This window comes from Micromonospora sp. (assembly GCF_048594385.1).
In the GTDB taxonomy this organism is placed as follows: Bacteria; Actinomycetota; Actinomycetes; order Mycobacteriales; family Micromonosporaceae; genus Micromonospora; species Micromonospora wenchangensis.
In genome coordinates, this window is the sequence record NZ_JBMDWU010000429.1 from 1 (window position 1) to 10,448 (window position 10,448).

Below are 10,448 nucleotides of genomic sequence, written 5' to 3' on the forward strand. Positions count from 1 at the left end.
GACCCGGCCGGCGCCGTGGCGGCCGGCGCGACCGGGCTGCCCGTCCTGGTGACCACCGACCCCCGGGCGGTGCTGGGCGAGCTGGCCGCCGCCGTCTACGGCGACCCGACCGACGGACTCACCGTGATCGGGGTGACCGGCACCGCCGGCAAGACCTCGACGGCCTACCTGATCGAGTCCGGGTTGCGCGCCGCCGGCCACGTCACCGGCCTGATCGGCACCGTGGAGACCCGGCTGGGTGACCTGGTGACCGACAGCGTCCGGACCACCCCGGAGGCCACCGACCTGCACGCCCTGCTCGCCGCCGCGCGGGAACGCGGGGTGACCGCGGTGGTCATGGAGGTGTCCAGCCACGCCCTGGCGATGGGGCGGGTCGGCGGGGTCCGGTTCACCGTCGGCGGCTACACCAACTTCGGCTCCGACCACCTCGACTTCCACGCCGACTCGGCCGACTACTTCGCGGCGAAGGCGAAGCTGTTCGACGGGCGCTGCCGGGTCGAGGTGCTCAACCACGACGACCCGGCGCTGCGTCCGCTGTACCGGCCGGCCACGGTCAGCTACTCGGCGGCCGGTGACCCGACCGCCACCTGGTGGGCCGACCGGGTCGGCGGCGAGGGCTACGCCCAGCGGTTCACCGCCCACGGCCCGGACGGGCTCGACCTGCCCGCCGGGGTGGCGCTGCCCGGCCGGCACAACGTGGCCAACGCGCTGCTCGCGATCGCCTGCCTGGTCGCCGCCGGGGTCGACCCGACGACGGCCGCCGCCGGGGTGGCCGCCTGCGGCGGGGTGCCCGGCCGGCTGGAACTGGTCAGCGGGGACGCCCCGGTGCGCGGCGTGGTCGACTACGCGCACAAGACCGACGCCGTGGTGGCCGCCCTGGCCGCGCTGCGTGACTCCGGCACCGGCCGGCTGATCTGCGTCATCGGCGCCGGGGGCGACCGGGACCGGGGCAAGCGTCCGGCGATGGGCGCCGCCGCCGCCCGGGGCGCCGACGTGGTGCTGGTGACCGACGACAACCCGCGCACCGAGGACCCGGCGACGATCCGGGCCGAGGTGCTGGCCGGGGCGTACGCCGCCGAGGCGGCCGCCCGGATCGTCGAGGTGCCGGGCCGGCGGGAGGCGATCGCCGAGGCGGTCCGGCTGGCCGGGCCGGGTGACGTGGTGGCGCTGCTCGGCAAGGGGCACGAACGCGGTCAGGAGATCGCCGGCGAGGTGCACCCGTTCGACGACCGGACCGAGCTGGCGGAGGCGTTGCGCGTCCGCTTCGGTGACCTGGCGGGTCGACGGTGATCCCGCTGAGCCTGGCCGAGGTGGCCTCGGCGGTCGACGGCCGGCTGCACGCCGCCGACCCGGACACCCGGGTCACCGGCCCGGTCGAGTTCGACTCCCGCAAGGTCGTCACCGGGGCGCTGTTCGTGGCGTTCCCCGGCGAGCGGGTGGACGGGCACGACTACGCCGCCGGTGCGGTCGCCGCCGGCGCGGTGGCGGTGCTCGGCACCCGGGAGCTGCCCGGGGTGCCGATGGTGCTGGTGGACGACGCGCTGGCCGCGCTGGGCCGGCTGGCCCGGGCCGTGGTGGACCGGCTGCCGGGGCTCACCGTGATCGGGCTGACCGGGTCGTCGGGCAAGACCACCACCAAGGACCTGATCGCGCAGCTCGCCGTCCGGCTCGGCCCGACGGTCGCCCCGCCCGGCTCGTTCAACAACGAGCTGGGGCACCCGTACACCGCGTTGCAGGCCACCGCGCAGACCCGGTACCTGGTGATGGAGAAGGGGGCGCGGGGCGTCGGACACGTGCGCTACCTCTGCGACGTGGTGCCGCCGCGGATCTCGGTGGTGCTCAACGTCGGGGTGGCGCACCTGGGCGAGTTCGGCTCGGTGGAGAACATCGCCCTGGCCAAGGGGGAGCTGGTGGAGGCGCTGCCGGCCGACGGGCTGGCGGTGCTCAACGCCGACGACCCGCTGGTCGCCGCGATGGCGTCGCGCACCGCCGCCCGGGTGGTCCGCTACGGCGAGTCGGCCGACGCCGACGTGCGCGCGGTGGACGTCACCCTGGACGGGCGGGGCCGCCCGGCGTACACCCTGGTCACCCCGGAGGGGACGGCCCAGGTGCGGCTCGGGCTGACCGGCCGGCACCAGGTCTCCAACTCGCTCGCCGCGGCGGCGGTGGCCCGGGAGCTGGGTATGCCGCTGGCCGAGCTGGCGGCGGCCCTGGGTGACCTGGGGCTGGTCTCCACCCGCCGGATGGACGTGTTCACCCGTCCCGACGGGGTGACCGTGATCGACGACTCGTACAACGCCAACCCGGCCTCGACGGCGGTGGCGCTGCGCGCGCTGGCCGGGATGTACCGGGGCGGGCGGACGTTCGCCGCGCTGGGCTACATGGCCGAGCTGGGCGCGTACGAGGACGAGGGGCACCGGGAGGTCGGCCGGCTCGCGGCCGAACTCGGTGTCGACCGGCTGCTCGTGGTGGGTGAGCCGGCCGCGCCGATCCACGAGGGCGCGACAGCGGTAAGTGACTGGGGAGGAGAGTCGGTGCTGCTCACCGATCAGGCGGCGGCAGTCGAGGTGCTGCGCAGCGAGCTACGACCGGGCGACGTCGTCCTGGTGAAGGGCTCCCGGTACCGCACCTGGGAGGTCGCCGACGCGCTGCGGGTCGACGCCTCCGGGGCCGGCGCGGGCGCGGGGGGTGCCGCGTGAGGGCGGTCATCGTCGCCATCGGCGTGGCGTTCCTGGTGTCGTTGCTGGCCACCCCGCTGGCGATCAAGGTGTTCGCCCGGCTCAAGGCCGGCCAGCCGATCCGGTCGAACCTCGGGCTGGCCAGCAACGAGGGCAAGAAGGGCACGCCGACGATGGGCGGCGTGGTGTTCATCCTGGCCACGGTGATCGCGTACGTCGCCGGCCACCTCGCCCTGACCACCCTGCCGGACGCGCAGATCGCCCAGGTCGAGCCGACCATCACCGCCCTGGTGCTGCTGGGGCTGATGGTCTTCTCCGGCGCGGTCGGCTTCATCGACGACTTCCTCAAGGTGCGCAAGCGGCACAGCGGCGGGCTCAACAAGCGCGGCAAGCTGTTCGGGCAGATCCTGGTCGGCGCGGTCTTCGGGGTGGTCGCGCTGTACTTCCCGAGCAGCATGACCGACGCCAGCGGCGCGACGACCAACACCGAGACCGTGGGCAGCACCACGCTGAGCTTCATCCGGGACATCCCGGCCCTGGAGATCGGCAAGGTCGCCTCGGTGATCGTGATCATCATGGTGGTGATGGCGGCGACCAACGGGGTCAACCTCACCGACGGGCTGGACGGGCTGGCCACCGGCGCCTCGGTGATGGTGCTGGCCGCGTACGCGCTGATCGCGTTCTGGCAGTACCGGCACTGGTGCGCCGACCCGACGTACACCGCCAACCCGAACAACTACTGCTACGCCGTCCGGGACCCGCTGGAGATCGCGCTGATCGCCGGGGCGGCGGCCGGGGCCTGCGTGGGCTTCCTGTGGTGGAACACCTCCCCGGCCCGGATCTTCATGGGCGACACCGGCGCGCTGGGCCTCGGCGGGCTGATCGCCGGGATGGCGATGTCCACCCGGACGGTGCTGCTGCTGCCGATCCTCGGCGGGCTGTTCGTGATCATCACGATGTCCGTGGTGATCCAGATCATCTCGTTCCGCACCACCGGCAAGCGGGTGTTCCGGATGTCCCCGCTGCAGCACCACTTCGAGTTGGCCGGCTGGAGCGAGGTCAACATCGTGGTCCGCTTCTGGATCATCGCGGGCATCGGGGTGGCCATCGCGCTGGGCCTGTTCTACAGCGACTTCCTGGCCAGCATGGGCTGACCGACCGGGTGTGCCGGACGGGGGTTCCTCCTACCGGAGGGGCCCCCGTTTCGTATTTCGACACGCCGACCGGGGGGAACGGCCGGAACGGGCCGCCCGCAGCGGCGATGATGGGCGGGTGGGGGAGGACCGAGGCACGAGCACCGGGACGACGACGGAGACCCAGCCGCGGCGGGCCGCGGGGACGGGCCGTACCGCCGACCCGCCCGGCGGGCTGTCCGGGCTGGGCCCGGCCAGCGGCCTGGCGGCGCTGCGCGGCCTGCTGGCCCGCCCGCTGACCTCCTACTACCTGCTGCTGTCCAGCGCCGGCCTGCTGCTGCTGATCGGCCTGACCATGGTCTTCTCGGCCACCAGCGTGCGCGACTACGCCGAGGCCGGCGACGCCGCCGCCTCGGTGACCAAGCAGGCCATCTTCGCGGTGATCGGCATCGTCGCGTTCTGGGCCTGCCAGCGGCTGCCGGCCACCACCTTCCGTTCGCTGGGCCGGCCGCTGCTCGGCGGGGCCGTGGTGCTGCTGCTGGTGCTCAACCTGCTGGTCGCCCTGGAAGCGCTGTTCGGGGTGACCTCGGTGGGGCCGCTGCGGGCCCACCTGCTCTGGCTCTACCTGGGGCCGATCCAGGTGCAGCCCGCCGAGCTGACCAAGCTGGCGCTGGTGCTGTGGGGCGCGCACGTGATCGCCCGCAAGGGCGCGGCACTGGGCTGGTGGCGGGAGCTGGCCACCCCGCTGTTCCCGGTGGTCGGCCTGCTGTTCGTCCTGGTCGGCTACAACGACCTGGGCAGCATGCTCTGCCTGCTGGCCATCGTGGTCGGGCTGCTGTGGGCGGCCGGGGTGCGGCTGCGGGTCTTCGCCGCGCTGTCCGCGGTCGGCCTGGTCGGGGTCGGCCTGCTGATCGCGGTGGCCTCGCTCGGGGCCGGCTCCGGGGCGCGCGGCCAGGAGAACTACCGGCTGGCCCGGCTCACCTCGTTCCTCGACACGCCCGACCCCAAGGTCTGCGCCGAGCAGGCGCTGGAGGGCTGCTGGCAGATGGTCCAGGCGCGCAACGCCATCGAGCACGGCGGCTGGTTCGGCGTCGGACTGGGCAAGAGCAGCATCAAGTTCGGCTGGCTGCCGGAGGCCCACAACGACTTCATCTTCGCCGTCATCGCCGAGGAACTGGGCGTGGTCGGCTGCACCGTCATCCTGGTGCTGTTCGCCGTGCTGGCCTACACCGGGCTGCGGATCGCCCGCCGGGTCGCCGACCCGTTCCGCCGGCTCGCCGCCACCGCCGTCACCGCCTGGCTGGTCGGCCAGGCCGTGATCAACATCGGTGGGGTGACCAAGCTGCTGCCGCTGACCGGCGTACCGCTGCCGTTCATCTCCGACGGGGGCAGCGCCCTGGTCGTCACCCTGGCCGCGGTGGGCATGCTCGCCTCCTTCGCCCGCGCCGAGCCCGACGCGGCCCGAGCCCTGCACGCCCGTCCGCCCGCCCGATGGGTCCGACTAGTCTGGGCCCCGTTGCCGCCGCTTCCCGGTGCGCGGAGCCGACCGGCGTCGCCACCGGCTGCCCCGGGGTCCGTACCCCGGGCGCGCGGGCGGCGACCCGACGATCAGGCCGTACCGCGCGGCGTCCGGCAGGACCGGACCCGGGGCGGGCCGGCGAGCGAGAGGAGACGCTGATGGGTCCGCTGCGTTCGGTGGTGCTCTGTGGAGGGGGCACCGGTGGGCACATCTACCCGCTGCTCGCCTTCGCCGACTGCCTGCGCCGACACGACCCGGGCGTCCGGATCACCTGCCTCGGCACCCCCAAGGGCCTGGAGAACGAGCTGATCCCGCCGGCCGGCTACGACCTGCGGCAGATCCCCGCCTACCAGCTGCCCCGCTCGGTCAACATGGGCCTGGTCCGCACCCCGGACCGGATGTGGAAGGCGGCCCGCGCCGCCGGCAAGGTGATCGACGAGGTCGCCGCCGACGTGGTCGTCGGCTTCGGCGGGTACGTCTCCGTCCCCGGCTACCTGGCCGCCTGGCGGCGCGAGATGCCGATCGTCATCCACGAGGTGAACGTCCCGCCGGGGGTGGCCAACCGGCTCGGGATGAAGTTCACCAAGAACATCGCCGTCGGTTTCCCGCACCAGCCGGCCCAGGCCGAGGCGCTGCGCGACGCCCGGGTGGTCGGGGTGCCGCTGCGCCGGGGCATCGCCGGGCTGGACCGCAACGCCGTGCGGGCCGCCGCCCGCGCCCACTTCGGACTCCGCCCCGACCTGCCGGTGCTCTTCGTCGCCGGCGGCTCGCAGGGTGCCCGGTCGATCAACCTGGCGGTCTCCGGCGCGGCCAAGGAGCTGGCCCGCAACGGCGTGCAGGTGCTGCACGTGATGGGCGCCCGCAACGAGCCGGTGCCGATCCCCACCGACCTGCCGGTGCCGTACGTGGCGCTGCCCTACCTGTCCGAGATGGAGTTGGGCTACGCCGCCGCCGACCTGATGCTGGCCCGGGGCGGGGCGATGACCTGCGCCGAGGTCGCCGCCATCGGACTGCCCACCATCTACGTGCCGTACCCGCACTCCAACCAGGAGCAGAAGCGCAACGCGCTGCCCGTGGTGGAGGCCGGCGGCGGGCTGCTCGTCGACGACGCCGAACTGACCCCGGCGTGGCTGGAGCGCACCGTGCTGCCCCTGCTGCGCGACCCGCAGCGGCTGTACGCGATGGGTGCCGCCGCCGCCGCGTACGGGCGACGCGACGGCGACGTGGCCCTGCTCAACTTCGTCTACGAGGCGGTGGCCCGGTGAGCCGGTCCAGCGCGACGGGAAGGTACCTGGCATGAACACCGCGCAGTTCACCCCGGCCGGCACGCTCACCGCGGAGGACCTGGGCCGGATCCACCTGATCGGGGTGGGCGGGGTCGGCATGAGCGGCCTGGCCCGGCTCTTCCTCACCCGGGGCCTGCCGGTCTCCGGCAGCGAGCTGCGCGAGTGGCCGTCGCTGGCCGGGATGCGGGCGCTGGGCGGCACCATCCACATGAGCCACGAGGCGACCAACCTCGACGGGGTGGACACCGTGGTCTACTCCTCGGCCATCCCGCAGGACCACCTGGAGATGGTGGAGGCGCGGCGGCGCGGGCTGCGGGTGCTGCACCGCTCCGAGGCGCTGGCGGCGGCGATGACCGGCCGGCGGACGGTGGCGGTGGCCGGCACCCACGGCAAGACCACCACCACCTCGATGGTGACCATGGTGCTCCAGCAGGCCGGGGTCGACCCGTCCTTCGTCATCGGCGGGGAGATCTCCGAGGTGGGCTCCGGGGCGCACCACGGCACCGGCGAGCACTTCGTGGTCGAGGCCGACGAGAGCGACAGGTCGTTCCTGATCTACCGCCCGTTCGTCTCGATCATCACCAACATCGAGGCCGACCACCTGAACACCTACGGCGACCTGGCCACCCTGGAGGCGACCTTCGCCGAGTTCGCCCGGCTCACCGACCCGGCCGGGTTCGTCATCACCTGCGCCGACGACCCGGGCGGGCGGCGGCTGGCCGAGACGCTGCGCGCCGAGGGGCGGCGGGTCTGGACGTACGGCGAGGCGGCCGACGCCGACCTGCGGCTGTCCGAGATGGCCTCGTCGGCCCAGGGGGTTCGCTACCTGGCGGCGCTGGACGGCCGGTCGCTGGGCGAGATCCGGCTGCCGGTGCCGGGGCGGCACATGGGGCTCAACAGCGCCTCGGCGGTGCTCGCCGCCCACCTGCTTGGCCTGCCGGTGGCGGCGGCCGAGGCGGCGCTGGCCGCGTTCCCCGGGGTACGCCGACGCTTCGAGCGTAAGGGCGTCGCCGACGGGGTGCTGGTCTACGACGAGTACGCCTACCACCCGACCTCGATGACGCTGGCCCTGCAGACGCTGCGGGAGGTGGCCGGCGACGGCCGGCTGATCGTGGTGTTCCAGCCGTACCGGCTCTACCGCACGCGCGACCTCCAGGCGGAGATCGCCGCCGCCCTGGGCATCGCCGACGAGCTGGTGCTGCTGGAGGTCTTCGGCCCCGGTGAGCTGCGCCAGCCGGGCGAGGGGTCGGCGGCGTTGCTGGCGGCGGTGCCGCTGGACGCGGCGCACAAGGTCTTCGTGGACTCGTTCGACGACGCGCCGGTGGAGGTGGCCCGCCGGGCCCGCCCGGGCGACGTGGTGGTGACCATGGGCGCTCCGCCGAGCTCGCTGCTGGGTGACCAGCTGCTCGACGCGCTGACCGCCCGGGTGACCGGGCCGGCGACCGGGTCGGGCCGGGACGGCACGGCCTTCACCACCGGATGAGTCCCGGCCCGGCCCGGGGCCGGACCGGCCGTGCCACGGGCGCGGACGGCGGCCCCCGACGTGGTCCGGTGCGGCGCTGGCAGCTCGTGCGGGCCGGCAGCGACGCCGTCCCGCCGTCCACCCGGCGGTTCATGGCGCGGGCCCGGCAGCGGCGGATGCGGGCCGCCCTGCCCTGGGCGGTGCTGGCCGGGGCGCTGGTTCTCGTCGCCCTGGTGGCCTGGACGGTGCTCGGCTCCGGCCTGTTCGGGGTGCGCGAGGTCCGGGTGGAGGGGGCCCGGCTGGTCACCCCGGTCGAGGTGCGCGACGCGGCGGCGGTGCCGGACGGGGTGCCGCTGGCCCGGGTGGACCTGGCGGCGACGGCCCGGCGGATCGGCGCGCTGCCCCCGGTACAGCGGGCCTCGGTCCGCCGCGACTGGCCGGACACCCTGGTGGTGACGGTGGTGGAGCGCACCGGGGTGGCGGCGGTGCCCCGCGACGACCGGTTCGTGGTGCTCGACGCCAGCGGGGTGGTGTTCCGCGAGCTGCCCCGCGCCCCGCAGGGACTGCCGCTGGTGCGGTTGGCCACGCCGGGGCCGGACGACCCGGGCACCCGGGCGGCGTTGCAGGTGCTGGCCGTCCTCACCCCGCAGCTGCGGGCCGTGCTGGTCGAGGTGGGCGTCGAGGGGCTGGCCCGGATCGGGTTGCGGCTGCGCGACGGGCGGACGGTGGTGTGGGGCGACGCGACCCGCAGCGAGGACAAGGCGCGGGTGGCGACGGCGTTGCTCGGTCGGAAGGCCGACACGATCGACGTCAGCGCGCCGGACGTGGTCACGTTCCGGTGAGGTCCGCAGCGAACGTGAGTCGTTACGCTCCCGGCGGCGACACGCCGGTGAGGTCCTTGGCTCTCGGCGTGGGGGCGCTTACGTTGCCCCGAAGAGGATCAGTGGTTGACATAACTGTAAGCCTCTAGTAGAGGGTTAGGGTTCACCACTGATCCTCGCTGGTGACAGCTCGTCGACCACCGGTCTGGGCCACGCCGTACCGGGGCGCTGCGAGCCAATCTCGAAGGGAAAGGACCGGAGATGACACCTCCGCACAACTACCTGGCGGTCATCAAGGTCGTCGGCATCGGCGGCGGCGGCGTCAACGCCGTCAACCGCATGATCGAGGTTGGGCTCAAGGGCGTCGAGTTCATCGCGATCAACACCGACGCGCAGGCGCTGTTGATGAGTGACGCCGACGTCAAGCTCGACGTCGGCCGGGAGCTGACCCGGGGGCTCGGCGCGGGCGCCAACCCCGACGTCGGCAAGAACGCCGCCGAGGACCACCGCGACGAGATCGAGGAGGTGCTCAAGGGCGCCGACATGGTCTTCGTCACCTGCGGCGAGGGCGGCGGCACGGGCACCGGCGGCGCGCCGGTGGTCGCCAACATCGCCCGCAAGCTCGGCGCGCTCACCATTGGCGTGGTCACCCGGCCGTTCGCCTTCGAGGGCAAGCGCCGCCAGACCCAGGCCGTGTCGGGAATAGACGAGCTGCGCAACCAGTGCGACACGCTGATCGTCATCCCGAACGACCGGTTGCTCGCGCTGGGCGACCGGGGGATCAGCATGATGGACGCCTTCCGCACCGCCGACCAGGTGCTGCTCTCCGGTGTCCAGGGCATCACCGACCTGATCACCACGCCCGGCCTGATCAACCTCGACTTCGCCGACGTCAAGAGCGTGATGAGCGGGGCGGGCAGCGCGCTGATGGGCATCGGCAGCGCCCGGGGCGAGAACCGGGCGGTCGAGGCGGCCGAGGCGGCCATCTCCAGCCCGCTGCTGGAGCAGAGCATGGACGGCGCGCGGGGGGTGCTGCTGTCCATCGCCGGCGGCTCCGACCTGGGCCTGTTCGAGATCAACGACGCCGCGCAGCTGGTCACCGACGCGGCCCACCCGGACGCGAACATCATCTTCGGCGCGGTCATCGACGACGCGCTCGGCGACGAGGTGCGGGTCACCGTGATCGCCGCCGGCTTCGACGGGGGCACGCCCGCGTACAAGGCGTCCGAGTCGCCGCGCAAGAGCAACCAGAACCAGCCCACGCCGCAGGCTCCGGCGGTCACCGCACCGGCCGTCATGCCGCCGCCGCAGCAGTCGCCGCGCCGGGTGCTCTTCGACGACGTCGACGTGCCCGACGTCCTCAAGCACGGGTCCTGATCCCGCCGATGACGGACAACCACGTCGGCGACCACGCCACCCCGCCCCCGGCGGGCACGTCCCCGGTGGGTCGCGCTGCCGCGTCGCCGACCGGGCGGCCCGGCCGATGACCGCTGCGCCGGATCCGGTGGGCGCCGACCGTCGCGCCGCGCTCGCGGCCGGGCTGGCCGCG

The 10,448-nt window shown here is 74.1% G+C and carries 8 protein-coding genes; all 8 read left to right on the forward strand.

Annotated features, from left to right (window positions below; all coding sequences use genetic code 11):
* Window positions 1-1,290, forward strand: a 1,290-nt coding sequence (locus tag ACOJTC_RS23255) for a UDP-N-acetylmuramoyl-L-alanyl-D-glutamate--2,6-diaminopimelate ligase (protein ID WP_420118480.1), incomplete at its 5' end; no start/stop codon positions are given.
* Entirely contained in the window at window positions 1,287-2,699 is a 1,413-nt protein-coding gene (locus ACOJTC_RS23260; RefSeq protein ID WP_420118481.1) for a UDP-N-acetylmuramoyl-tripeptide--D-alanyl-D-alanine ligase, read from the forward strand. The genes ACOJTC_RS23255 and ACOJTC_RS23260, both read left to right, overlap by 4 nt.
* Window positions 2,696-3,832 carry a phospho-N-acetylmuramoyl-pentapeptide-transferase gene (gene mraY, locus ACOJTC_RS23265; RefSeq protein ID WP_363652018.1) on the forward strand — a complete coding sequence of 379 codons (1,137 nt, stop codon included), beginning with the start codon at window positions 2,696-2,698 and terminating at the stop codon, window positions 3,830-3,832. The genes ACOJTC_RS23260 and mraY overlap by 4 nt, the downstream gene beginning before the upstream one ends.
* Before the next feature lie 241 nt (window positions 3,833-4,073).
* Entirely contained in the window at window positions 4,074-5,489 is a 1,416-nt protein-coding gene (locus ACOJTC_RS23270; RefSeq protein ID WP_204927883.1) for an FtsW/RodA/SpoVE family cell cycle protein, read from the forward strand.
* Window positions 5,489-6,595, forward strand: coding sequence for an undecaprenyldiphospho-muramoylpentapeptide beta-N-acetylglucosaminyltransferase (murG, locus tag ACOJTC_RS23275; RefSeq protein ID WP_088643040.1), 1,107 nt, complete (start codon window positions 5,489-5,491; stop codon window positions 6,593-6,595). Before ACOJTC_RS23270 ends, murG begins: the two co-directional genes overlap by 1 nt.
* 31 nt (window positions 6,596-6,626) lie before the next feature.
* Window positions 6,627-8,099, forward strand: a complete 1,473-nt coding sequence (gene murC, locus ACOJTC_RS23280; RefSeq protein WP_204927757.1) for a UDP-N-acetylmuramate--L-alanine ligase — start codon at window positions 6,627-6,629, stop codon at window positions 8,097-8,099.
* Entirely contained in the window at window positions 8,096-8,920 is an 825-nt protein-coding gene (locus ACOJTC_RS23285) for a cell division protein FtsQ/DivIB (protein WP_420118482.1), read from the forward strand. The genes murC and ACOJTC_RS23285 overlap by 4 nt, the downstream gene beginning before the upstream one ends.
* Window positions 8,921-9,160: 240 nt before the next feature.
* A complete protein-coding gene (gene ftsZ / locus ACOJTC_RS23290; RefSeq protein ID WP_420118483.1) occupies window positions 9,161-10,276 on the forward strand; it encodes a cell division protein FtsZ in 1,116 nt (371 codons plus the stop codon).
* Window positions 10,277-10,448 lie beyond the last annotated feature (172 nt).

Excerpts from the sequence above, each read along its gene's own strand:
- ftsZ (WP_420118483.1), top strand. The coding sequence starts at position 9,161 with ATGACACCTCCGCACAACTACCTGGCGGTCATCAAGGTCGTCGGCATC.
- ACOJTC_RS23285 (WP_420118482.1), top strand. The coding sequence starts at position 8,096 with ATGAGTCCCGGCCCGGCCCGGGGCCGGACCGGCCGTGCCACGGGCGCG.
- murC (WP_204927757.1), top strand. The coding sequence starts at position 6,627 with ATGAACACCGCGCAGTTCACCCCGGCCGGCACGCTCACCGCGGAGGAC.
- murG (WP_088643040.1), top strand. The coding sequence starts at position 5,489 with ATGGGTCCGCTGCGTTCGGTGGTGCTCTGTGGAGGGGGCACCGGTGGG.